Source organism: Kitasatospora sp. NPDC058046 (assembly GCF_042885595.1).
Classification (GTDB): Bacteria; Actinomycetota; Actinomycetes; order Streptomycetales; family Streptomycetaceae; genus Kitasatospora.
Genome location: NZ_JBHVRS010000018.1, coordinates 136,723 through 158,942, shown reverse-complemented (window position 1 = coordinate 158,942; position 22,220 = coordinate 136,723). Strand labels below are relative to the sequence as shown.

20 protein-coding genes are annotated in these 22,220 nt (G+C 74.1%); 8 read left to right on the top strand and 12 right to left on the bottom strand.

Going from position 1 to position 22,220, the window contains the following annotated elements; translation table 11 throughout:
- Positions 1-4: 4 nt before the first annotated feature.
- Together ACFVU7_RS30860 and ACFVU7_RS30855 are read left to right on the top strand one after the other, a co-directional pair.
- Positions 5-718 carry a response regulator transcription factor gene (locus tag ACFVU7_RS30860; RefSeq protein WP_388048350.1) on the top strand — a complete coding sequence of 238 codons (714 nt, stop codon included), beginning with the start codon at positions 5-7 and terminating at the stop codon, positions 716-718.
- Entirely contained in the window at positions 718-2,034 is a 1,317-nt protein-coding gene (locus ACFVU7_RS30855) for an ATP-binding protein (RefSeq protein WP_375876349.1), read from the top strand. Before ACFVU7_RS30860 ends, ACFVU7_RS30855 begins: the two co-directional genes overlap by 1 nt.
- A gap of 129 nt (positions 2,035-2,163) precedes the next feature.
- On the opposite strand, the gene ligA is transcribed toward ACFVU7_RS30855, so the two are convergent.
- The 3 genes from ligA to ACFVU7_RS30840 all read right to left on the bottom strand — a co-directional run bounded on the left by ligA (position 2,164) and on the right by ACFVU7_RS30840 (position 6,836).
- Positions 2,164-4,224, bottom strand: a complete 2,061-nt coding sequence (gene ligA / locus ACFVU7_RS30850) for an NAD-dependent DNA ligase LigA (RefSeq protein WP_388048348.1) — start codon at positions 4,222-4,224, stop codon at positions 2,164-2,166.
- Between the two features lie 65 nt (positions 4,225-4,289).
- A complete protein-coding gene (locus ACFVU7_RS30845) occupies positions 4,290-5,333 on the bottom strand; it encodes a hypothetical protein (RefSeq protein WP_388048346.1) in 1,044 nt (347 codons plus the stop codon).
- Positions 5,334-6,836, bottom strand: a complete 1,503-nt coding sequence (locus ACFVU7_RS30840; protein WP_388048344.1) for a phenylacetate--CoA ligase family protein — start codon at positions 6,834-6,836, stop codon at positions 5,334-5,336.
- Positions 6,837-7,231: 395 nt separating this feature from the next.
- Between ACFVU7_RS30840 and ACFVU7_RS30835 the strand changes: the two genes are divergently transcribed.
- Positions 7,232-7,873, top strand: coding sequence for a hypothetical protein (locus tag ACFVU7_RS30835; protein ID WP_117484956.1), 642 nt, complete (start codon positions 7,232-7,234; stop codon positions 7,871-7,873).
- Between the two features lie 45 nt (positions 7,874-7,918).
- On the opposite strand, the gene ACFVU7_RS30830 is transcribed toward ACFVU7_RS30835, so the two are convergent.
- From ACFVU7_RS30830 to ACFVU7_RS30815, 4 genes are all read right to left on the bottom strand, one after another.
- The gene (locus ACFVU7_RS30830) at positions 7,919-8,698 is read right to left on the bottom strand and encodes a hypothetical protein (protein ID WP_388048342.1); all 780 of its coding nucleotides are present in this window, start codon (positions 8,696-8,698) and stop codon (positions 7,919-7,921) included.
- A 157-nt stretch (positions 8,699-8,855) separates the two neighbouring features.
- A complete protein-coding gene (locus ACFVU7_RS30825) occupies positions 8,856-9,275 on the bottom strand; it encodes an SRPBCC family protein (protein WP_074005387.1) in 420 nt (139 codons plus the stop codon).
- 39 nt (positions 9,276-9,314) lie between these two features.
- Positions 9,315-10,325 (bottom strand): aldo/keto reductase, encoded by a 1,011-nt coding sequence (locus tag ACFVU7_RS30820; RefSeq protein ID WP_074005386.1) that lies wholly within the window; start codon positions 10,323-10,325, stop codon positions 9,315-9,317.
- 207 nt (positions 10,326-10,532) lie between these two features.
- On the bottom strand, positions 10,533-12,089 hold the full coding sequence (locus tag ACFVU7_RS30815) for an alkaline phosphatase family protein (RefSeq protein ID WP_388048340.1): 1,557 nt from the start codon (positions 12,087-12,089) through the stop codon (positions 10,533-10,535).
- 217 nt (positions 12,090-12,306) lie between these two features.
- Between ACFVU7_RS30815 and ACFVU7_RS30810 the strand changes: the two genes are divergently transcribed.
- Positions 12,307-13,119, top strand: coding sequence for a GntR family transcriptional regulator (locus tag ACFVU7_RS30810; RefSeq protein WP_375876341.1), 813 nt, complete (start codon positions 12,307-12,309; stop codon positions 13,117-13,119).
- A 95-nt stretch (positions 13,120-13,214) separates the two neighbouring features.
- Here ACFVU7_RS30810 and ACFVU7_RS30805 read toward each other — a convergent pair whose 3' ends face one another.
- Positions 13,215-13,730, bottom strand: a complete 516-nt coding sequence (locus tag ACFVU7_RS30805; RefSeq protein ID WP_074005383.1) for a hypothetical protein — start codon at positions 13,728-13,730, stop codon at positions 13,215-13,217.
- A gap of 349 nt (positions 13,731-14,079) precedes the next feature.
- Here ACFVU7_RS30805 and ACFVU7_RS30800 point away from each other — a divergent pair, with 349 nt between their 5' ends.
- Entirely contained in the window at positions 14,080-15,096 is a 1,017-nt protein-coding gene (locus ACFVU7_RS30800) for a helix-turn-helix domain-containing protein (RefSeq protein ID WP_388048338.1), read from the top strand.
- Positions 15,097-15,532: 436 nt separating this feature from the next.
- Here the strand turns inward: ACFVU7_RS30800 and ACFVU7_RS30795 are convergent, their stop codons facing one another.
- Complete coding sequence (locus ACFVU7_RS30795) at positions 15,533-16,573, bottom strand: DUF4232 domain-containing protein (RefSeq protein WP_388048336.1); 1,041 nt, start codon at positions 16,571-16,573, stop codon at positions 15,533-15,535.
- A 154-nt stretch (positions 16,574-16,727) separates the two neighbouring features.
- Positions 16,728-18,728 carry a ricin-type beta-trefoil lectin domain protein gene (locus tag ACFVU7_RS30790; protein ID WP_388048334.1) on the bottom strand — a complete coding sequence of 667 codons (2,001 nt, stop codon included), beginning with the start codon at positions 18,726-18,728 and terminating at the stop codon, positions 16,728-16,730.
- Between the two features lie 211 nt (positions 18,729-18,939).
- On the opposite strand from ACFVU7_RS30790, the gene ACFVU7_RS30785 reads away from it, so the two are divergent.
- From ACFVU7_RS30785 to ACFVU7_RS30775, 3 genes are all read left to right on the top strand, one after another.
- Positions 18,940-19,155, top strand: a complete 216-nt coding sequence (locus ACFVU7_RS30785) for a hypothetical protein (protein ID WP_074005380.1) — start codon at positions 18,940-18,942, stop codon at positions 19,153-19,155.
- 282 nt (positions 19,156-19,437) lie between these two features.
- Positions 19,438-20,067, top strand: coding sequence for an isochorismatase family protein (locus ACFVU7_RS30780; protein WP_388048332.1), 630 nt, complete (start codon positions 19,438-19,440; stop codon positions 20,065-20,067).
- Positions 20,068-20,166: 99 nt separating this feature from the next.
- The gene (locus ACFVU7_RS30775; RefSeq protein WP_117484976.1) at positions 20,167-20,595 is read left to right on the top strand and encodes a nuclear transport factor 2 family protein; all 429 of its coding nucleotides are present in this window, start codon (positions 20,167-20,169) and stop codon (positions 20,593-20,595) included.
- Here ACFVU7_RS30775 and ACFVU7_RS30770 read toward each other — a convergent pair.
- Entirely contained in the window at positions 20,583-21,449 is an 867-nt protein-coding gene (locus ACFVU7_RS30770) for a hypothetical protein (protein ID WP_388048331.1), read from the bottom strand. The genes ACFVU7_RS30775 and ACFVU7_RS30770 overlap by 13 nt on opposite strands.
- 204 nt (positions 21,450-21,653) lie before the next feature.
- On the bottom strand, positions 21,654-21,995 hold the full coding sequence (locus tag ACFVU7_RS30765; protein ID WP_143204695.1) for a hypothetical protein: 342 nt from the start codon (positions 21,993-21,995) through the stop codon (positions 21,654-21,656).
- Positions 21,996-22,220: the final 225 nt, after the last annotated feature.

Genomic DNA, 22,220 nt, shown 5'->3' with positions numbered 1-22,220 from the left:
CACCATGACAGATCCCACCGCCGACGCCCGGCGCACCGTCCTGGTCGTCGAGGACGACCCCGGTGTCCGCGCCACCCTCGACCACCTGCTGCGCTTCGAGGGCTACCGGGTGCTCACCACCGCCGACGGCCAGGAGGCGCTGGAGCTCCTGGAGCACCGGCGCCCCGACCTCGCGGTGGTGGACGTGGTCATGCCCCGCCTCGACGGCCTCGCGCTGTGCCGGATGCTGCGCCGGCGCGGCGACCGCCTGCCCGTCCTCGTCCTCACCGCCCGCGTCCAGCTCGGCGACCGGGTCGCCGGGCTGGACGCGGGCGCCGACGACTACCTCGCCAAGCCCTTCGCCACCGAGGAGCTGCTGGCCCGCATCCGCGCCCTGCTGCGCCGCACCGAGCCGCTCGACGCCGGGGACGGCGAGGACACCGGGCTCGTCCTCGCCGACCTCGCCCTGGACCCGGCCGCCCGGCTGGCCCACCGCGGCGGGCGCCGGCTCGACCTGACCAAGACCGAGTTCGACCTGCTGGAGCTGCTGCTGCGCAACCAGGGCACCGTCCTGACCCGCCACCGGATCTACGAGCGCATCTGGGGCTACGACTTCGACACCGACTCGCGCTCGCTCGACGTGTACGTCGGCTACCTGCGCCGCAAGACCGAGGAGCACGGCGCGCCCCGGCTGATCCACACCGTGCGCAACGTCGGCTACACCGCCCGGACCGCCTGATGCTGCGCACCCGCATCGGCCTGGTGGTCCTCGCCTCCGTCCTGCTGGCGATCGCCGTGCCCGTCACCGCCGCCTACCGCGGCGTCAGCACCCTGGTCTCCGACCAGCTCGACCGGAGCCTGCGGGACCGGGCCGAGACCGTGCTCGCCGCCCTGGACCTCGGCCGGCTGCCGCCCGCCCGGCCCGACACCGTCGAACAGCTGCTGCCCGCCGACGGCACCGCCCGGCCGCTGGCCCCGGGCGGCGGGCCGGCGCTGCCGGTCTCCGAGCGGGCCCTGGAGGTGGCCCGCACCGGGCAGGGCTCCCACCAGGAGGACGCCACCGTCGACGGCACCCCCTACGGCGTCCTCACCCAGGCCCGCCCCGACGGGCAGGGCGCGGTGATGGTCGGCCAGACCTACGCCGGGGTCACCGAGGTCGACGACGCGTTCCTGCGGCGGATCACCGTCACCAGCGTGGCGGCCGCCGCCGCCTGCGCCCTGCTCAGCTGGCTCGTCCTCGGCCGCATCCTGCGCCCGGTGCGGCGCCTGGCCCGCGCCGCCGAGCACATCACCACCACCCGTGACCTGGCCACCCCGCTGCCCGCCGCCGGGCGCGACGAGGTCGGCGGCCTCACCCGGGCCTTCGAGTCGATGGTCGGCGCGCTGCGCCGCTCCCGCGAGCAGCAGCAGCGCCTGGTCCAGGACGCCAGCCACGAGCTGCGCACCCCGCTGACCTCGGTGCGCGGGTGTGCCGAGCTCCTCCAGCGCGCCCGCGGCCGGCTCGCTCCCGAGGACGAGGAGCAGATCCTCGCGACCCTGGTCACCGAGACCGTCGCGCTCGACGAACTCGTGCGTGAGCTGGTCGAGTTGGCCACCGACCAGCAGAGCGCGGAGGAGCCGGAGCCGCTCGACCTGCCGGCCGCCGCCGAGGACAGCGCGCGGCGCTTCCGCCGCCGTACCGGCCGGGAGATCGCCGTCGTCACCGAGGGGCCCGTCCCGGTGCTGGCCCGTCCGCGGGCGCTGCAGCGCTGCGTGGACAACCTGGTGGGCAACGCCGTCAAGTTCAGTCCGGACGGCACCCTGGTCCAGGTCCGCGTCACCGGCACCCGGCTGGCCGTGCGCGACCGCGGGCCCGGGATCGCCGCCGGCGACCGGCAGGCCGTCTTCGGGCGCTTCTACCGTGCCGCCGGCACCCAGTCGACCCCGGGTTCGGGGCTGGGCCTGGCCATCGTCCACGACCTGGTCGTCGCGGACGGCGGCACCGTCTTCGCCGCCGCCGCTCCCGGCGGCGGTGCCGAGGTCGGCTTCCGGCTGCCGCCGGCCCCGGGCGGCTGACGGTCCGCCGGACGGCGCCCCGGCGGACCGTCCGGTGGTCGGGTCCGGCCGGGAGGCCGCGGTGTTCCGGCCCGTGGGGCGTACCGGACCGCCCGGAGGGACTCGGACCCCCGCGCGGGACGGGGCCCGTCAGGCCGGGAGGAGGTGGGCGGCCACCAGGGTGGCGAAGTCCTCGGGGGTGAGGATGCGGATGCCGAGCTCCTCGGCCTTGGCGCGCTTGGAGCCGGCCTTCTCGCCCGCGACCAGGAGGGTGGTGCGCTTGGAGACCGAGGAGGAGGCCTTGCCGCCGGCGCGTTCGACCAGTTCGTTCATCTGGTTGCGGGAGAGGTCGGCGAGGGCGCCGGTCATGCTGCCGGTGACGACGACGGCCTCGCCGGCGAGCGGGCCCCGGTCGTCGGCGGTGTCGCCTTCCCCCGCCGTCGGTGTGGCGGCGGGAGCGGTGGGGGCGGTGGGGGCGGTGACGGCGGTGCCCACGCCGAGGGCGGCGAGGCGGTCCAGCAGCGGGGCGAGTTCGGCGAGTTCGGCGGCGACGACGCGGGCCTTCTCGGTGCCGATGCCGTCGACACCGGCCAGGGTCTCGGCGTCGGCGGCCCGGATCGCCGTCATGGAGCCGAAGTGCGCGGCGATCCGGCGGGACATGGTCCGTCCGGTACCGCGGATGCCGAGGGCGCAGAAGACCCGGTTGAGCGGCCGGGTGCGGGCGGTGGCGATCGCGGCGAGCAGGTTGTCGGCGCTGGTCTCCCCCATCCGGTCCAGGGTGAGCAGCTGCTCACGGGTGAGGGTGAACAGGTCGGCGAGGTCGGTGACCAGGCCGGTTTCGACGAGCTGGACGGCGCGGGTGCCGCCGAGGCCCTCGATGTCGAGCTGGTCGCGGCCGGCCGCGTAGAGGACGGAGGCGACGGCCTGGCAGTCACGGCCGCGGACGCAGCGCCAGCGCTGTTCGGTGGTGTCGATGGCGTCGCCGCAGCGCGGGCAGGTCTCGGGGAAGGCGATCGGCTGCTCGGCGCCGGTGCGGGCGTCGAGCACCGGGGCCTCGACCCGGGGGATCACGTCGCCTGCGCGGTAGACGAAGACCTGGTCGCCGATCATCAGGCCGCGCCGTTCGATGTCGGCGGGGTTGTGGAGGGTGGCGAAGGTGACGGTGACACCGTCGATGACGACGGGTTCGAGGACGGCGCGCGGGGCGATGACGCCGGTGCGCCCGACGTTCCACTCCACCGCGAGCAGCCGGGTGACCTGGTGCTGCGCGGCCAGTTTGCGGGCCACGGCCCAGCGCGGTGCGCGCGAGCCGGAGCCGGCCTCGGCGCGGTCGGCGGCCAGGTCGGCCTTGACGACCACGCCGTCGATCCCGAAGGGCAGTTCGGCGCGCAGTGCGGCGATCTCCTCGACGCGCCGCTGGACCTCGGCGGTGTCGGCGCAGCGCCGGGGGCTGGCGGCGGTGGTGGCGGCGGTGTGGGCGCCGAGGGCAGCGAGGTGGTCCAGCAGGGCGCTGTGGGCGAGGCCGTCGGGGCCGATGGCGTCGTAGGCGAAGAAGGTGAGTTCGATCCGGTAGGGGCGGTCCTTGGCCCGCAGGGTGCCGGCGGCGCCGTTGCGCGGGTTGGCGAAGGGGGTGGCGCCGTGGTCGGCGCGTATCCGGTTGGCGTGGTCGAACTGGTCCCGGGTGAGGAGGACTTCGCCGCGCAGTTCGATGTCGGCGGGTTCGGTGAGTTCGGCGGGCAGGCCGAGGACGGCGTCGGCGGCGTGGGTGATGTCCTCGCCGGCGAGGCCGTCGCCGCGGGTGACGACCTGCTGGAGGCGGCCGGCGCGGTAGCGGGCGGCGATGGCGAGGCCGTCGAGCTTGGGCTCCACGCACCAGGCGGTGACGGGGCGGCCCAGGCGCCGTTCGAGGCCGGCGGCCCAGGCGTCGAGTTCCTCGGCGGAGAACACGTTGTCCAGGGAGAGCATCGGGGCGCTGTGCGGGACGTCGCCGTTCGCGGCGCCGCCGGCCACCTTGCCGGTCGGCGAGTCGGGCAGCGTCTCGCCGGGGTGGGCGCTCTCGTAGGCGGCGATGGCCCGCAGCAGGGTGTCGTACTCGTCGTCGCCGAGCGGGGTGGAGCCGTCGGTGTAGTACGCGGCGGCGGCCCGGACGGCGGTGGCGACGGCGTCGGCGTACGCGGACGGGGAGGACAGCGGTGCTGCGGTGGCGGTCATGCGGGAATCATGGCGGTCGGCACTGACAGGGCCCCGGGACGCGCGCCGGCGGAGCCCTGGAGGTGTCAGACCAGCCGGGCGGTGGTGGGGGTGTCGGTGCCGTGGCGGCGGGCGTCGCGGCGGGCGTGGCCGGGGGTGGGGCCGGTGCCGAGGACGCGGCCGTCGGCGAGGGCGAGCCAGGTGCCCGGGGGTGTGCCGTCGGGGACGGGGGCGGCGAGGGCGGCGGCGGGTTCGTGGCCGACGGAGGACGGCAGCGGGAGCGGACGGTTCTCGCGCCACTGGGCGGTGGTGCGCTCGCCGCCGGTGCGGCGCCGCCAGTACAGGTGCTGGGCGACGATCAGCGGGCCCAGGGCGGTGAGCAGCGGGAATCCGCTGGTGAGCCAGCCGGCGGCGAAGCAGGCGCTGACCGCGCTGGTGGTGAGCAGGCCGACGAGGGCGGCGACGGTGGCGGCGGTGCGGCCGTGGGCCTTGGCGGCGACGAGCGGGTAGAGGACGAGCAGCAGGAGGTCGCCGAGGCCGACGGCGACGGGGGCCGGGCCGCCGGTGAGGGCGAGCAGGGGGGCGAAGGGCCGGTCCTGGACCTGTTCGAAGAAGCGGGTGGTGGTGTCGGTGAGGGTGGTGGCGGCCAGGTCGTAGCCGGTGAGGACGGCGGCCAGGGCGGCGGTGTGGCCGGAGCGCAGGCCGCTCTGGGTCCAGAGGTTGGCGACGCCGACGACGGCGGTGGCGATCATCAGGTCGCTGCCGGCGCGGGCGGCGGCGGGGTGGCCGGTGAGGGCGGCGAGCGCGGTGGCGGCGGTGGCGGTGAGGGCGGCGGCCCAGGACCAGGGGGTGGCGCGCAGCGGGGTGGCGGCGAGCAGCGGGGCGAGGGTGAACTGGACGGCGAGGCAGGCGACGAGGCCGAAGACGGCGGAGACGGCGGCCGCGGGCAGGGCGGTGTAGAGCAGCGGGGCGAGGACGACTCCGGCGCACAGGACGGCGATGTCGCCGCCGGTGTAGACGCCGACCGGGGGGCGGGGCATCCGGACGCGGGCGAGGTACCAGGCGGCCAGGGCGGTCTCGGCGGCGACGGCGGCGCTGAGGGCGGCCAGGGCGGCGGGGTCGACGGTCATTCAGCGCCTTCCGGGGACACGGTCGGGGGCGGCGGGGGTGCCGGGGGCGGCGGGGACGTCGAAGGTGTCGAAGGTGTGCTCGCGCAGGTCGGCGCGCAGGGGTGCGGTCGGCGGCATGGCGGCGCGGTCCTCGTACAGCAGGATGTCGGCCAGGCGCAGGCCGGCGGCGTGGGCGCGGTCCTCCAGGCGGCCGTGCAGGGCGGTGGCGGGCAGGCGGTCGACCAGCAGGTGCAGGCGGGCCGGTCCGTCGGGGCCGTCGGGGCCTTCGGTGAGGGCGTGGCGGGCGGGCAGCGGGACCTCGGGTTCGGCTTCGACCAGGTCGAGCACCTCGCGGGTGGTGACGGTGCGGCTGAGCGGGCCGTTCCAGCGGCCGAGGATCTCGGAGGTGGCGGGCAGGTGGGCGAGTTCGCAGTCGGGCGGCTCGGCGGGGAGGCGTACGAGGTCGCCGGTGGCGTAGCGCAGCAGCAGGGTGCACTCGCGGTAGGGCACGTAGGGGGTGTGCACGACGGTGCCGGTGCCGCCGGGGGCGGTGGGTTCCCAGGTGAGCGGGTCGAGGACTTCGAGGTGTCCGAACTCGGTGGTGTGGTGGAGGTGGCCCCGGGTGCAGGGGGTGGCGCCGGAGGGCAGGATCTCGGTCATCAGGTAGGCGGAGGTGGCGGTGGCGCCGAACACGGCCTCGGCGCGGCGGCGCAGCGGCGCGGAGAGCACCTCGCCGCCGACGCTGATCGACTCCAGGCCGAAGTCGGCGTCGCGCCACTTGTGCTGTTCGGCCTCCTGGACGAGGGCGGCCAGGTAGGAGGCGGAGGTGGTGAGGTGGGTGACCTGGGGGTCCTTGCCGGGCAGGCCGAGCGGGGCGGCGAGGCGGTCGAGGGCCACGGCGGGGGCCACGGTGCCGAGTTGGACGAAGCCGGCGCCGGCGCGGGTGGCCGACTCCTCGGCGTTGACCAGGGACAGGGTGGCGCGGGAGCAGCCGGCGTAGGCGACGGTGTGGCGGGGGCGCAGGCCGAGGCCGAGCACGGCGGAGATGGTGCTGAAGGCGATGGCGCACTCGAGTTCGGCGCGGGAGAACCACACGGCGGTGGGGGTGCCGCTGGTGCCGGTGGTGAGCGCCTGCAGGGCGGGGCGGGCGGTGTCGGAGACGAAGGCGGCGGGCAGGGCGCGCAGCGCCTGTTTGGGGGTGACGGGGACGCGTGACCAGTCCTCGGGCTCCAACCGGTCGGGGTCGAGGCCGAGTTCGGCGAAGGTGCGGCGGTAGTAGGCGGTGTGCCGGGCCGCCGTTCGGGCGGTGGCGCGCAGGCTGCGGCGGGCCACCTCGCGCCGGACCTGCGGGTCGACGTGTCCGGCGCGGCCGGGCAACAGGGCGGAGTCCTCGCCGGGCTCGCCGAACTCGGCGATGGTGGCGACCAGGTCCCGGGCGAGGCGCTCCAGGTCGCGGGGGCGGATGCGACGGTTCGTCAGGATCGCTGCGCCGTAGCGCAGTTGGCTCAGCGCGGTCGCGAACAAGCGGACTCCCAGGCCAGGGTCGGACGATGGGCCACCCGGCCCCGGCCGGGGTCGGTCGGATCAGACCATGTGCAGGAACATCGCGGCGGTGAGGGTGCTGAAGGCGTACTTGAGGTAGTGCTTGACCATGATCGGTTCTCCCTCGTACGGGCGGCCGGCCGCCCTGGCCGGGCGCAGCGGCGGATGCCCGGGGCCGGGTTCCGGCCTGCGGGCAACGGCAGTATAGGGACGGTCCGGCGGTGTGCAACAGGCTATGTGCACGGCCAACCTTCCATTTGTGCAGGGGAGTTCGGGGTTGTGGGTGTGCGGTGGGGGTGTTCTGGGCACGATCTGACGAATCCATGCCGGGTGCCGGCCGCGTGACGGTCCGACACCCCCTCCCCCGAGGAGTCCCCTTGACGAACACGTTCCTGCGGCGGCTGTCCTTACCCGCCGCGCTCGCCGTCCTGACGGTCGCGGCGTCGGCCTTCTCCACCGGTACGGCCCACGCGGCCGAGCCGGGCGGGCCGTGCGACCCCCGCGTCTCCCGGACCGGGCTGTACGAGGTCTCGACCGCCGTCGTCGAACCGGTGCTCACCCACCGGAAGGGCATCACCATCGCACCGGGCACCACCGGCTCCGTCGAGACCACCGTGACCGAGGTCGAGAACGTCAGCACGACCTTCAACGCCTCGACCGAGATCAACGCCGAGGCTGGCGCGTTCTTCGCGAAGGTCTCCATCAAGGTCGGCTTCTCCGTCCAGACCAGCAAGTCCACCACCAGCACCTGGTCCCAGAAGGTCACCTACAACGTCAACCGCCCCGGCGACTACATGGTGTTCAAGGGCACCCATCGCATCCAGGGCAAGGCCGACGAGTACGTCTGCGTGAACCGCCCCTGGAGCGACCCCGGCGACGGGTACTGGGCCTATGCCTTCGGTTCCCACCCCACCTACAGCACCTTCGACGCCGAGATGGAGGGAATCGTCTCCTGCGACACCCCGGTCAACCCCGGCACCATCCAGGAGCTGGCCCGCAACCTTCTCGTCTGCCACTGAGCCCCGCCCGGGGCCGGTCCGTGCCCAGGACCGGCCCCGGGCGGGTCAGCGCCGGGGTACGGCGGTGTGCGGGATGGCGAGGTCGGCCATGCGGTGCAGGACGGCGGCGGGGATCGCGGGGTTCCTGGCGGCGGTGTCGGCCCGGCACGGGTCGAGCAGCAGCACCACCAGCTCCTCCGGGGGCAGGGCCGGGTTGACGCGGGCGAAGTGCCGCACGCCGCTGTCGGGGTCGGCCGCGAGCGCGGAGGCGGTGGCGGGGGCGAGCCGACGGTCGGCGGCGGCGGCCCGGCGGACGGCCGGGTCGGGGTCGGCGGCGGCCCGTTCGACGTGGGCGGCGGTGGCGGCGGGGTCGTCGAGGGCCAGGGCCCGCAGGCGCGGGTTCGGGTCGGCGGCCAGGCGCAGCAGGCCCTGGCGGGGGAAGCGGGGGTGGTTGCGCGGGCGGCCCGGCCCCTCGGCCAGTTCCGCGAACAGCTCGCGCAGCGCCGCCCCGGGCGTGGCGGCGATCAGCCGCTCCCACTGGGCCGGTGACAGCCGGCCGCTCTCCGCGGCGCCCATCCGCACGCGCCGGTCGGGGTGGGCGATCGCGGCGTCCAGGACTCCGTCGGGCAGGTCGTCGCGGTCCAGGAAGTGGTGCTCGGCGGTGTCCAGGAGGCGCAGGAGCAGGTCGGCGGGGGCCGCGCGGTTGTGGCCGAGCCCGGACAGCCAGGCGAGGCCGGTCGCGCGGTCGACGGCGGTGGCGCGGGTCAGCGGGGTCCAGACGGGGCCGGGCTCGGCGGGCTCGACGGGCTGTCCGGCCTCGGCAGGGGGTGTCGGTGCTGGTGTCACCGGCGGGAGCCTACGCCCGCCGCCCGTACGGCCCGCGGGGCGGGGCCGGGCAGGTCGGAGTGGCGGGAACAGGCGCAAACGCCGGCGGCGCGGCGGCCCGGACACCCGATCCCCCAGGTGTCCGGACCGCCGCGCCGCCGGTGCGCGGTGCCCCGGGTCAGCCCGCGAGGGTGCGGGCCAGGGCGTCGAGGCCGTCGGCGTAGATGCCGGTGAACAGGTCGACGACCTCCTGCTCGGTGGCGCCGACGGGGTTGAAGCGGCCGGACCACTGGACCTCGGCGAGGTCGGCGCGGCCGGGGACGGCGTGGACGCGGAGGGTGGAGACGTAGCCGTCGACCGGGAAGGGGGCCTGGAGGATGGCGTAGCTGTACTGCCGCTCGGTCTCGTTGAAGTCGACGAGGCGCTCGACGATGACGTCGCCCTCGGGGTTCTTCAGGCTGCGCACGCGGCCGCCCTCGGAGGCGGTGCTCTCGGGGATGTAGGGCAGCCAGTCGGGCAGGGCGTCGAAGCCGCCGATGAGGCTCCAGACCTTCTCGGGGGTGGCGGGGACGGTACGGCTGACGGAGGTGGAGGCCATGGTCGTTTCTCCTGTCACTGCGGTGGGGTGTGCGGGTGGTCAGGCGTTGTTCGGCAGCGGGGCGGCCGGGCTGACCAGGCCGGCGGCGCGCAGCTCCTGCCAGAACGCGGCCGGGACGGTCTCGTTGAGGGCGGCGACGTCCTCGGCGATGCGGCCGGGCTTGGTGGCGCCGGGGACGGCGGCGGCGGTCACCGGGTGGGCGAGGGAGAACTGCAGGGCGGCGGCCTTGATGGAGACGCCGTGCTTGGCGGCCAGGGCCTTGAGCTCGGTGACGCGCTCGATGATGTGGGCGGGGGCCTGCTGGTACTCGAAGTGGGTGCCGCCGGCGAGGATCCCGGAGCTGTAGGGGCCGCCGACGACCATGTCGACGCCCTGCTCCTGCGCCATCGGCAGCAGCCGCTGGAGGGCGTGGTCGTGGTCGAGCAGGGTGTAGCGGCCGGCGAGGAGGAAGCCGTCGGGCTGCGGCTCGTCCAGGGCGAGGGTCAGCTCGATCGGCTCGGTCTTGTTGACGCCCAGGCCCCAGGCCTTGATGACGCCCTCGTCGCGCAGGCGGGACAGGACGCGGAAGGCGCCGGTGCGGGCCTCCTCGAACTTGGCGAGCCACTGGTCGCCGTGGAAGTCCTGGGCGATGTCGTGGACCCAGACGATGTCCAGGCGGTCGGTGCCCAGGCGCTTGAGGCTGTCCTCGACGGAGCGCTCGGTGGCCTCGGCGGTCCACACGTGGAGCATCTTGTTCGGGTTGCCGTGCTCGAAGAGGCCGCCCTTCTCGCCGAGGTCGCGGGCGCCCTCCTCCAGCTCGTCGAGGATGACGCGGCCGACCTTGGTGGACAGGACGTACTCGTCGCGCGGCTTGGTGGACAGCACCTCGCCCAGGCGCTCCTCGGAGAGGCCGGCGCCGTAGAAGGGGGCGGTGTCGAAGTAGCGGACGCCCTGGTCCCAGGCGGCTTCGACGGTGGCCAGGGCCTCGGCGTCGGGGATCGCGCGGAACATGTTGCCGAGCGGGGCGGTGCCGAAGCCGAGCTTGCCGGGGAGGATGTTCTTCAGGGACATGTCAGTGCCTTTGCGGAGCGGGCGGGCGTCATGGGGGGACCCGCCGGGGGTTGCGTCCGCACCGAAGGATTAGTGCAAACGCGCCTTACATGCAGGAACAATAGTTGCATACGCGTGGCAATGCAAGGGGTGGGCCGATCCCGCCGTCTACGGCCGCGGGCGGGGGCGGGGCCCGGTGCCCCTCCCCCGCCCACGCCGCCGCCCGGATCAGGAGGCGGTGAAGGAGACCTGGTCGACGGTCCAGAAGGCGCTGTTGGTGCCGGTGTAGCGGAACTGGAAGCGGGCGGTGGTGGCGCCGGCGGGGACGGTGACGGGGAGGTTCTCGACGGTGTTGAGGTCGCTGCGGTAGGACTTCACCAGCTGCGGGGCGCCGTTGTCGAAGACCACGTAGACGTCGCCGGTCTGCGGCCCGTCGACCTTGTAGTTGGTCGCGAAGGACAGCACGCCGCGGCTCGCGCCGGAGACCGGGTAGGCGGGGCCGACCAGGGTGGAGTCGAACTGGCCGGCGCCGTGCGCCTTGTCGTCCCACTCGTCGGAGTCGGCGACGGCGAACACGTTGCGGGCGCGCACGTTGGTCTCGCGGGACTGGCCGAGCTGGGCGGCCGTCCAGAACTCGTCGGTGGCGAAGGTCCAGCCGCGCCACTCGGTGACGCCGCCGCTGGGCATGCGGGAGTTGTCGATGCTCCAGCCGGCCGGCGGGGTGTGGGTCCAGCCCTTCACCCCGGCCGGGATGCCGCTCTCGTCGGCGCGGGCCTGAAGGCTCGGGCGCAGCGCGTCGAAGGCGTCGGGGGCGATCTCGTCGATCGGGCGGCCGTCGAGCTTCCAGGCGGGGTCGAGGGCGACGCCCTCGTGCTTGAGGACGGTGGGGGCGATGTCGACGGGCTTGACGTCGTAGCGGCGGGAGCCGGGGGCGTAGCCGGTGCCGTTGGCGATCAGGAAGGTCTGGCGCTCGTTGGCGCTGTTGCCGCCGTGGCCGCCGGCGTCGGTGTGGCCGTGGTCGGTGGTGACGACGATCAGCCAGTCCTCCGAGGCGTACGTGGGGCGGGACTTGACGGCCTGGAGGACCTGGCCGACCAGGGCGTCGGCGGAGTGCAGGGCGGCCGCGTACTCGGGGCTGGTGCCGCCGTGGTTGTGGCCGGCCTCGTCGACCTGGTCGAAGTGCAGGAAGGTGGTGTCGGGGTTGCCGTGGGCGAGGTAGTCGACGGCGTCGGCGGCGGTCTTGGTGTCGTTCTCGCTCTCCTGGAGGCGCAGGTCGGCGCGGCCGTTGAAGACGTTGCCGGCGATGGGGTTCCAGGAGCCGATCACCAGGGTGGAGGTGGTGGGGTCGGCGTTCTCCAGGCGGGTGGCGAAGTCGGGGAACAGGTCGAAGCGGGAGCCGGTGAAGCTGTTGTCCTTCACCTGGTGCTTGTCGGGCCACGCGCCGGTGGCGATGGTCGACCAGCCGGGGCCGGAGAGGGTGGGGGCCAGCGGGTTGGCGTAGAGGTTGCTGGTGGCGGTCATGCCGCCGGCCATCAGGGCCTTGAGGGCGGGGGCGTCGGCGGTGAGCAGCTTGTCGTAGCGGGTGCCGTCGACGCCGATGACCAGGGTCTTGGCCTGCTTGGTCCCGTTCGGCAGGCCCTGGTAGGGGCCGGCGGCGGCCCCGGTGGTGACCCCGGGCGCGGCGGGGGCGGCGGCCGTGGCGGCGGTGGTCGGTGCGATCAGCGCGGCGGCGGTGGCGGCGAGGGCCGTGGCGGCGGCGAGGGCGGCGGTGCGGGAGGTGCGCATCGAGGGCTCCCAACTGGTCGTCAGTGCGGTGCAGTTGCACCGGGAGTGAGGATGCGCCGGGCGGGCGAGGACGGGCCCTCGCCGGATCCACGGTTGTATGAACAACCGCGGAAATTCAGACCAGACCCGTTACGCTTCCGTGATCATCGACCCCGGGGAGCCGGGCACGGCCCGTACGGCCCGGTGCGGCCCGGGCGGCGCTCGGTAGGCTTGCGCGGTGAACCACCCCATCTCCCGGGCCGGCCCCGAAGCGGCCCGCGCCGGCGTCCCCGAGCACGGCCGGGTGCCCAAGTACTACCTGGTCAAGGCGCGGCTGGAGGAGCTGGTCGCCGAGCTCGGCCCGGGCGGGCGGCTGCCCACCGAGGCCGATCTGGCGCAGCGTCACGGCGTCGCCCGGGCCACCGTGCGCCAGGCGCTGCGCGAGCTGCTGCTGGAGGGCCGGCTGCGCCGGCAGGGCCGGGGCACGGTGGTGGCCGGGCCGAAGATCGAGCAGCCGCTGTCCCTGAGCAGCTACACCGAGGGCGTCTCGCGCCAGGGCCTGCGCCCCGGGCGCACCCTGATCGGCCTGGACCGGCTGCCCGCCGACGCGGCGGTGGCCCGGCTGCTGGAGGTCCCCGAGGGCGAGCCGCTGTGGCACCTGGAGCGGGTGCTGCGCGCGGACGAGGAGCGCGTCGGGCTGGAGTCCACGTACGTGCCGGTGGCCCGGGTGCCCGCGCTGGACCGGGACTTCGACCCCGAGGGGTCCTTCTACGGCTACCTGCGCGAGCACGGGGTGCGCCTGGGCGCCGCCGAGGAGCGGATCGAGACGGTGCTGGCCACCCCGCGCGAGGCGCTGCTGATCGGCACCCCGCCGGCACTGCCGATGCTGCTGCTGCACCGCCGCAGCCTGGACGCCGCCGGGCGCCCGCTGGAGCAGGTGCGCTCCCTGTACCGCGGCGACCGGTTCAGCTTCACCCTCGCCCTCGGCGCCCCGGACGGCGCCCCCCGGGTGGGCGGCGCCACGGAGGCGGAGCGACCGCGGGGGAACTGACGCCGGCACCGGCGGCCGCAGGGGGTGCGGCCGCCGGTGCCGGGTATCACGGGCCCGGCGGTGTCAGCAGGCGCCGGGCACGGGCCGGGCGGGTGTCAGCAGGTGCCGACGCGGCCGGACTGCGAGGACCAGACCGGGACCCAGGGGCTGCTGTTGTCGTGCGGGCGGTAGACGACGATGTTGGCGTCGTTCTGCATGCGCACCCAGTTGGCGCTGGGGTTGCAGCCGAAGCCGCTGCCGGTGGCCCACTTGGCGTTCTTGAAGGTGTCGTAGACGACGAAGTTGCCGTCGTACTGCATGATCGCCTTGCCCGCGCCGCCGAAGGTGGCGGTGTTCCACATCGCGGTGCCGTAGCGGTCGTACTCCACGAGGTTGCCGTCGGTCTGGTAGGTCAGCCGGTAGGCGCCGTTGGCGGAGACGAGCGAGTCACCGGGCAGCAGGCAGCTGCCCCAGTTCATGTGGTCCCAGCCGCTCGGGTTGCGCGAACAGTTCCACTCGCTGTTGACGTCGGCGGACGCGCTGGTGGCCGTCGTCAGCCCGGTGAGCGAGGCCAGCGCCAGGGCGGCGCCGGCGAAGGCGAGCGTGCGCCTGGTCCTTCCGGTGTTCCTCATCGTTCCCCTCTTTCCGCTGCGGCGCGGTTCCTGGCCGGCCGCGGCACGGTCTCGTCGACGGCGGTACGGGACGCGCCCCGTACGCCGCCCTCCGATGGGAGCAGGGCCTGTCGGGCCCCTGCGTTCATGCCAACGGGCAGTGGCGGACGGCCGGTTCACCGGATTTCCCGGCGGGCGACGGCCGCCCCGGGCGGAGCGCGGCCGGGCCCCGGGCCCCCGGGCGGAGGACACCGGGCCTGACCTTGTAGGTTTCGGTGTCACCGGCTGCGAGGGGCCGGTGACACCTGGTGGGGAAGGGGAGCCCGACCAGGCAGGGAAGGGGACGGACCCCGGACGGGAAGGGCGGACAGTGGCGACGAGCACGGCGAGCGTGTTCCGCGGCGAGGGCGTACCCGAGAGGGAACGGTTCGAGTGCTGGCGGGAGTTGGTCAGCCGCACCCGGGACAGCGAGGTGACCAGCGACCACTCCGACGACTTCCGGGCGGAGATGCGGCGCCTGGAGCTCGGGCCGGTGACCCTCCTGCGGACCTCCTTCCCGCCGACCCGCTTCCAGCGCACCGAGCGCCGGGTGCGCCGCTCGGACCTCGGGGTGTTCCACCTGACCCTGCTGCTCGACGGCGGCTTCGTCCTGACCCCCGGCAGCGGGCGCACCGAGACCTTCGGGCCCGGCAACCTGCACATGCTCGACAGCTCCCACTCCTTCGACCTGCGGGCCTTCGGCTCCCGCGCCCAGGCGCCCGCGGAGCGCCGGATCGAGGCCGTCGGCGTCGACTTCCCCACCGCCCTGCTGCCGCTGCCGCCGCACCGGGTGCACGAGCTGCTGGGCCGCGGCTTCTCCTCCCGGGAGGGCGCCTGCGCGCTGCTCTCGGAGTTCCTCGTCGGCCTGGACCGGCAGGCCGCCGTCCTGGGCCCGGTCGAGACCCCCCGGCTGGGCGGCATCGTGGTCGACCTGGTGGCCGCCTGGCTCGCCCGGGAACTGGACGCCGAGGCCGCCGTACCCGACGACACCCGGCAGCGGGCCCTGGTCGAGAACGTCCGGGCCTTCGTCGGACGCAACCTGCGCGACCCGGAGCTGACCCCCGCCGTGATCGCGGCCGCCCACCACATCTCGGTCAGCTACCTGCACCGCCTGTTCACCCGGCAGTCCGGCGGCGAGACCGTCGCCGCCTTCGTCCGCCGCCGCCGGCTGGAGCGGGCCCGCCGCGACCTGGCCGACCCCGCGCTGCGCGACCTGCCCGTCCACGCCGTCGCCACCCGCTGCGGCCTGCCCCGCGCCGCCGAGTTCAGCCGCGCCTTCAAGACCGCGTACGGCCTCTCCCCCAGTGAGCACCGCCAGCGGGCCCTGGCCGGGGGCGCCGGCGGTTAGCCGTACGGGCGGCACGGCCCCGCCGACGGGGCCGCCGGGATCGAGGAGTCCCTCTACGCCGCGATGGACGCCGCCTGCGAGGGCCTGGACACCGACGCGATGCTCCGGTTCCTGCACAACTTCATCGACCCCCTCCCCTCGGGCGAGGCCCTCAACAAACGCCTCGCCCTCGACTGACACCCGTCCTCGAAGCGTACGGGCGCGAGAACCCCGTACCGCGAGCACCCGGCGCGCACGGACGGGCCGGAAGGCCGCACCTGTCCACCCAGTGCCAAGGACTGTCGACTCGGTGCCAACACGGCGGGGGTGCCTCCCTGGCATCCTCCACGAGTGAACACCGCGCGGCGGAACATCTTGTTCCGTTTCCGCGCCGACGGCCCGGCACGCCACGGGGGAGCGTGCCGGGCCGTCCTTCCCTCTCCAGGACCTCAGGACCTCAGGGCCTCGGATCCGGCGACGGCTTGTCGTTCGCGTCCTCCCGGGCCCAGGCGCCGGCGCCGAGGCGGCCGGTGGTGCCGAGGTCGAGTTCCGGGACGACCATCACGGGGGCCGCGTCGGCGGTGGCGCGCACCCGGACGTACGGGGCGTTCTGCGGGTCCCCGGCCCCGGCCTCGGTGGTGTTGCGCCACACCAGGGTGGCGCGGGCGCCCTCCCCCGGCCCCAGGGCGATCTTCTGCGGCGGGTTGTCCGCGCCGGTGCCGGAGGCGATCTCGGCGCCGCCGCGCAGGATCCGCACGCCGTCGAGGGGCTTGTGGTCGGGGTCGAGCGGCTGCACCTGCGGGTAGCCGTCGAGGGTGACGGTGGCCGTCCCGCAGTTGCGCAGGTGCAGGCCGACCGCGCGCAGGCCCATCGCGGCGCTGCCCTCGTCGGCGTACAGCCGCAGGCCGGAGGGCGGGCAGGGGCCGCCGGCACTGGGCGCCTCGGCGGTGGGCACGCTGCGGACCTGGAGCAGCTCCGGCTTCGGCGGGCGGGGGTTGTCGGACCGTCCCAGGGTGGGCGCGCCCGGGCGGGAGCCCGGCCCGGTCGCGCCGGGCGCGGTCAGGTCGATCCGCCCCTTCTCGGTGGCGCCGGGGGCGAGCCCGGTGACGGTCCGGGTGAGGTTCCCTCCCCCGCCCGGGCCGCCGAACACCGCCGCGCCCCGGTCCGGATCGGGACCGTTGAACACCACGGTGTAGTCGTACGGTTCGGCGTTCGGGTTGGTCACCTCGTACTCGAAGCAGGTGCGGCCGACGGCGGTGATCCGCGCCCCGCCCTGGGCGAGCGCGGTCGGCTGCGGCACGCCGGGCGCGCTCGGCGGCGCGCTGCCGCACGGCCGGGGGCTGCCGGAGCCCTCCGGACCGCCGCCGGAGGCCGCGGTCGTCGCGGTGCCGCAACCCGCGAGCAGGAACGCGGCGGTGGCGACGGCCACGGCAGACGCGGCGGACGCGGCAGGGTGCCGGGCCGTCAACGGGCGGCGGGGCGGGGAGGGCTGGCGCATCGGTCGAGTCGATCACGCCCCGCACCGGACGGCAGTGACCTGCGCCACTTCACGGGCAACAGTCCTGCCACGGTCCGCGCCCCTGGCGGACGGGCCTCGGGCGCCGACCCGTACGGCCGGCGCCCGGGGACATGACTCCGGCAGGTGGCTCCGGTCAGAGCAGCTGGAAGGACCACTCCTGCTTCCAGCCGCCCTCGCAGCTCCACACCCCGAGCTGCTTGAAGTCGGAGTCGTGGGCGAGGCAGTCGTCGTCGCCGATCTGGACCCGGTACCTGCCGTTGCCGAGGCCGACGAACTCCCACTTCTGGTTGGCGGTGTCGCCCCACGCCTGCTGCTCGGCGACGTAGGTCTCGGGGTTCTCGGTGAGGTTGAACCCGAGGTCGTTGACGATCCGGTAGCGGTCCCCGCCCAGCGGCTTGATGGTCCAGCGGGACCCCTTCGCCCCCAGGATCCCGCCCACGATCGGCGAACCCCAGCTCGCGGTCTCGTTGGGGGCCGTCGCGCCCAGCCCGTTGGCGAGCTTCAGGAACAGCGGCCGCTCGGTCGGGATGTCGGAGGACGGCTTCGGCTTGGGGTCCGGGTTCGGCTTCGGGTCCGGCTTCGTCGGGGTGGTCGGGTCGGTCGGCGTGATCACGCCGCCGGACGTGGATTCGAGCACCCACCCCTGGTGCCAGTCCTGCTTGCACGTCCACACGCCGAGCTGCTTGAAGTCGGCGTCGTGGGCGAGGCAGTCGTCGCCGGAGATCCGGATCTGGTACTTGCCGTTGCCGATCGCGGCGAGCTCCCACTTCTGCCGGGAGGAGTTGCTCCACGGCTGGAGTTCGGCCAGGTAGCCGCCGTTCTCGGTGAGTTCCAGCCCGTACGAGCTGGTGATCCGGTAGCGGCCGCCGCCCGCCGGGGCGAGCTTCCACTTGGACTCGTTGCCGCCCCGGAGCCCGGCGACGACCGACGCTCCGGCCGATCCGTTGACCGGCACGGCGCCCAGGCCGTTGTCGAGCTTCAGGTACACCTCGGCGCCGGCGCCGGTGCCGCCGCCGGGCGTGGGCGGGGTGGTGGTCGGCGGGGTGCCGCCCCAGGCCCAGTTCTGGTTGGGCGCGTCCCGCCGGTCCTCGGAGCCGCAGGCCCAGGCCGCCACCGTGCTGCCGTTGGCGGTCCGGCCGCTGAAGTCGTCGACGCAGACGTCCTTGGAGCGGTCGTCCTGGTCGGTCATGTGCCGGAAACCGCCGCCGGCCGACATGTTCCAGCGTTGTCCGGGGATCTCCAGGCAGTCCCACACCTGCAGCTTGGTCCCGTTCGCGGTCTTGTTGGCCTCCAGGTCGAGGCACTTGCCGTTGGCCGCCTGGAGCTTGTAGCCGTTGTACGTCCATTTCTGGGCGTCGCCACCGTTGCATTCCCACATCTGGACGGGGGTGCCGTTCGCGGTGCCGTTGCCGCTGACGTCCAGGCAGGCGTGATAGCCGGGGCCGCTGGAGTCGGGGGTCAGGCTGCCGGTCCTGGTGCCGTAGCCGGACCGCGCGGGGAAGTGGACGGTGCGCACGTCGCCGTCGCACTTGTAGGGCCGCGCGGTGCCCGAGCGGCAGGTCCACGGCTCCTTCTTGACGGTGTCGCCGTCGTTGCCGGTGAACGCCCAGTTCAGGTAGCCGCCGTCGCCCCGGTTGCGGAAGGTCGAGTCCCCCTGGAAGACCCAGATCCGGAAGACGTCGTAGCCGGACGGCTCCTTCTTCTCCTTGTCCAGGAAGTGGTTGAGCTTGTAGGTGGTGTCGAGCAGCACCCCCCGCATGTCGGACTTGTACTCGTTCCGGAACCACTCGGTGTCGTACAGGTCGGTGCCCACGGTCTTGAACACCATGACGTTGAACCCCGGGAACTTCGCGCTCAACTTCGTCGCGGTGTTCTGGGTGAACTCCGCGTTGTCCAGCTTGTTGAGGTTGGCGGCGTCGTGCATCAGCCTGATCGTGTCGAAGGCGGAACTGATCAGCGCCGTCATGCAGTTGCCGCCGCCCGGCGAGGCCGGGGTTCCGCAGGTCTTGTCCACCGGGGCCGCCGCGGCGGCTGCCGCGGGCGCGGCCTGGGCCTGCGCGGTCAGGCCGGAGACCACGGCGACGGCGGCGACCCCGCAGGCCAGGGCGCGTTTCAGGCGGGAGAGGAGGTGCAAGGTCGGAACCGTCTTTCTTCTCGGGGAAGTTGGATGGTGGCACCGGAAGTCCGCCGTCCCGCGGCTCCTGACGCGATCCATATGACAAGATCAAGAAGCCTGACGCCTTTCACGCGCCACCCCGGTCGGCGAGCCCCGCGGACCGGCCTCGATCCCTGCGGCCCGGGCGAGCGGCCGTCAGGGAGTCGTCAGAGATTGGAGGACCCGCGAGGTGTCCACATCACCGGAGTTCCGCGGCTTCGACCTGGTCCGGCGCGGCTACGACCGCGAGCAGGTCGACCACTACCTCAGGGCCCTGTCCGGGGCCGTTTCACTGCCGCCCGTGCCGGCGTTCGAGATCAGGTGGCGGGGCTACGACCGCGAGCAGGTCGACGCGCGCATCGCGGACCTGCTGCGCGGTGGGGGCAACAGGGGCGGCAGGGCGTAACCCCACGACCCCACTCGGCGGGCTCGGCGTGGGAAGTCGGACCGGCCGACTTCCCGCGCAACGGCCCGACACGGTCAGCGCCGCCTCGAACGCCCCGAACGCCCCGAACGCCTCGTCCACCGCGGGGTCCGCCACCGTCCCGGCGGCGACACCCCCGCCCCGCTCGTGGATCGGGCCGCAGACGCCGAGGCGTCACTTACTGTAGGCACATGAGTGCAGATAGGCGTGTCCGGGCCGATTCGACCCGGTTCGACACGGATCGCCCCGGCGGGTGAGGGCGTCATGACCGCACCCCGGATCCCCCTCACCATCGACAACACCGCGCTGGTCCTGATCGACCACCAGGTCGGCACGATCGGGTGGGCCGGCGAGCTGGCCGGCGAGGACGAACGCGACCAGCTGACGATGTGGGTGCGCACGATCGTGCGCTTCGCGGCGGCGGTCGGCGTCCCCGTCGTCCTGACCAGCAGCCTCGAGGACCGGCAGCAGGGCCCGCTGCTGCCCGACCTCGAGACCCTCGTGCCCGCCGCGTACGCCGCCCGGGTGCAGCGCGCGGGCGTCATCAACGCGTGGGACGACCCGGCGTTCGTCGAGGCCGTCCGTGCGACCGGCCGGGAGAACCTCCTCGTCGGCGGCCTGACCACCGAGGTGTGCCTGGTGCCGCCGGTCCTGTCCGCGATCGAGGACGGCTTCGGCGTCGCCGTCCTGCTCGACGTGTCGGCGGCCGGCACGCGCACCTCCGCCGCCAACAGCCGCGACACCCTGCGGGCCGCCGGGGCAGAGCTGCTCACCGTCGTCCCGGCGCTGACGCGGCTGCTCGGCAGCTGGCAGAGCGAGCACGCCGCCGCGTTCTTCGACGCGATGGGCGGCGAGGGCGTCTTCGCCGCCTTCGCCCGCGGAAACCTCAGGTAGACCCCGCACCGACCTCGAACCGGTCCCGCACCGGCCTCGAACCAACCTCGCACCAACGTCGAACCAACCTCGCACCGACCTCGGATAGGGAGCACCCGCATGTCCGGCATCACCGCAGCCGACCGCTTCGAGATCCACGAACTGCTGGCCCGCTACTGGAAGACCGTCGACGAGGGCGACCTCAAGGGCTTTGCCGACACCTTCACCGAGGACGGCAGCCTCACCAACTACACGGGGACGACGACCGGCCGCGAGGCGCTCGCCCAGTGGCTCGACGACTACGGCCCGAGCCGCGCCGGCAACCGGCACATGAGCACCAACACGACCGTCACCGAGGTCGACGCGGACACCGCGACGGTCTGGAGCTACATGGTCGTCATCGCCGCCTTCGAGCCGCGGACCCAGACGCCGCACGTCGCGGCCTACGGCCGGTTCAACGACACGGTGGTCCGCGTCGACGGCGGGTGGCTCTTCAGGGAGCGCCTGATGGACGACCTCGCCCTGAACGCCATCGACTACCCGGGCTGAACCGCCGCGGGCGGCGCTCCCTGACCGGTGGCGCCGTCCTGCGCGATGACGGCCTGGGCCCGCTGCGTCCGCGCGCTCAACTGCTGGGCGAAGCTCCGCAGGGAGTCGGCGTTCCTCGCGATGTACTGGTTGTCGTAGGCGGTCTCCACCGCGACGAGCCGGCCGACCGTGTTCAGGGAGATCTTGCAGGCGATGTCGGCCTCGGCCGTCGGCACCTCGTCGGGGCTGCGCGGGGGCGGCGTCCCGGCGGCGGGGGTGGTGCCCGCCGCAGGGGTGGCGCCCGCCGCGCCCCACTTGCGGTCGCTGTAGGCGTCCGCCGGGTTGGCGTAGCTGTAGCCCTTCCCCTTCATGCACGCGCTCCACTCCGCGTACGCGGCGGTCAGGCGCGGGTCGGTGAGGGGGATCCGGGGGCCCTTGTCGGGCAGGCCCTGCGCGGTGCCCGGCACCGGCGGCGGCCCGCCGAGCGCGTCCGCGCCGGCCTGCCAGCAGCCGCCCTTGGGCACCGGCCTGCCGTTGAAGCTCGTGACCGGCTTCCCCGAGGGGTCCGCTCCGTAGAGCACCGAGGTGACGTCCGGGGAGAGGGTGGAATCGGGGATGACCTGGTTGCGGTCGTACCCCTTCTCGGCCGCCTTCGCCGGGGCGAAGTACCCGTAGAGCTGGGTCCGTTCCCGGGCCGCCGTCGCCGCCTGGGTGAAGGCGTCGTAGGTCTGCTCCGGGGCCTGGAGGCCGAAGTCCTTCATGCAGCGGGCCGTGACGAGGTGCGAGGCCCGGCTGATCGTCACGGCCTGTTCGGCGGTCGGCTTGTAGCCGTCGAGGGGCAGGGTGATCTGCTCCGGCCGGTCGATGACCGGCACCTGCCCTGTCGGCGGCGGGCCGGAATTCGCCTGGCCTCCACCGGAGCAGGCGGAAAGGGAACTCACGGCCACGGCCAGAACGGTGAACGCGAGCGGGGCGCGTCCCCGCGGTGGCATCGGCATAGGAATTCTTCTCCTCCCTGGAGAAAGACGGAGAAAAGCGGGCGGCGGGCATCCGGAGGACGCCCGCCGCCGCCGGCGGAATCACACGATCTGCACTTCGGAAACGTGCGCGCTGGTGAAGCTGAGGCTTCCGCCGGCGTAGAGGTTGTACGGCGTGCCGTTCGCCGTGATGATGCCGTTGTTCCACTGCGAGGTCACCAGGTTCACGCCGTCGACGTTGGGGTAGATGGCCCCCACGCTGCCCGCGTAGCAGAGCTGCCAGCCCGACATCCACAGCTCGATGCCGTAGGCCTTCGCCCCGCCGCCGGGGCACTGCACGGGGCCGATGGCGCTGGCGGGCGAGGCGGCGACGACGCCTCCGCCGACCACGGTGGCGGCGGCGAGTGTCACCGCGGCGATTCGCTTGCTGATACGAAGATTCATGGAAGTACCGCTCTCCCTGTCCTATTCGACTGACGGATCATTGCGACCTGGCGATGCGAAATGACCGGCCCGCGCCGGGCTGTTTTCCACGGCCCTCGTGGCCCCGTATCGCCGACAACGGAAGAGAGTGTCACTCGCCGCCGGGATCGACCACCCCTTGCCGAGGGCCGACGGAATAAAGCGGACAAAGGTGCCCTGACGGATGGCGGGGAGTAATCCCGAAGA

What these genes read in the sequence shown, in the direction of transcription:
- ACFVU7_RS30820 (WP_074005386.1), bottom strand. Translation starts at nt 10,325, where the DNA reads ATGTCCCTGAAGAACATCCTCCCCGGCAAGCTCGGCTTCGGCACCGCC.
- ACFVU7_RS30855 (WP_375876349.1), top strand. Translation starts at nt 718, where the DNA reads ATGCTGCGCACCCGCATCGGCCTGGTGGTCCTCGCCTCCGTCCTGCTG.
- ACFVU7_RS30775 (WP_117484976.1), top strand. Translation starts at nt 20,167, where the DNA reads ATGTCCGGCATCACCGCAGCCGACCGCTTCGAGATCCACGAACTGCTG.
- ACFVU7_RS30795 (WP_388048336.1), bottom strand. Translation starts at nt 16,573, where the DNA reads ATGCGCCAGCCCTCCCCGCCCCGCCGCCCGTTGACGGCCCGGCACCCT.
- ACFVU7_RS30780 (WP_388048332.1), top strand. Translation starts at nt 19,438, where the DNA reads ATGACCGCACCCCGGATCCCCCTCACCATCGACAACACCGCGCTGGTC.
- ACFVU7_RS30845 (WP_388048346.1), bottom strand. Translation starts at nt 5,333, where the DNA reads ATGACCGTCGACCCCGCCGCCCTGGCCGCCCTCAGCGCCGCCGTCGCC.
- ligA (WP_388048348.1), bottom strand. Translation starts at nt 4,224, where the DNA reads ATGACCGCCACCGCAGCACCGCTGTCCTCCCCGTCCGCGTACGCCGAC.
- ACFVU7_RS30765 (WP_143204695.1), bottom strand. Translation starts at nt 21,995, where the DNA reads ATGAATCTTCGTATCAGCAAGCGAATCGCCGCGGTGACACTCGCCGCC.
- ACFVU7_RS30815 (WP_388048340.1), bottom strand. Translation starts at nt 12,089, where the DNA reads ATGCGCACCTCCCGCACCGCCGCCCTCGCCGCCGCCACGGCCCTCGCC.
- ACFVU7_RS30805 (WP_074005383.1), bottom strand. Translation starts at nt 13,730, where the DNA reads ATGAGGAACACCGGAAGGACCAGGCGCACGCTCGCCTTCGCCGGCGCC.
- ACFVU7_RS30825 (WP_074005387.1), bottom strand. Translation starts at nt 9,275, where the DNA reads ATGGCCTCCACCTCCGTCAGCCGTACCGTCCCCGCCACCCCCGAGAAG.
- ACFVU7_RS30860 (WP_388048350.1), top strand. Translation starts at nt 5, where the DNA reads ATGACAGATCCCACCGCCGACGCCCGGCGCACCGTCCTGGTCGTCGAG.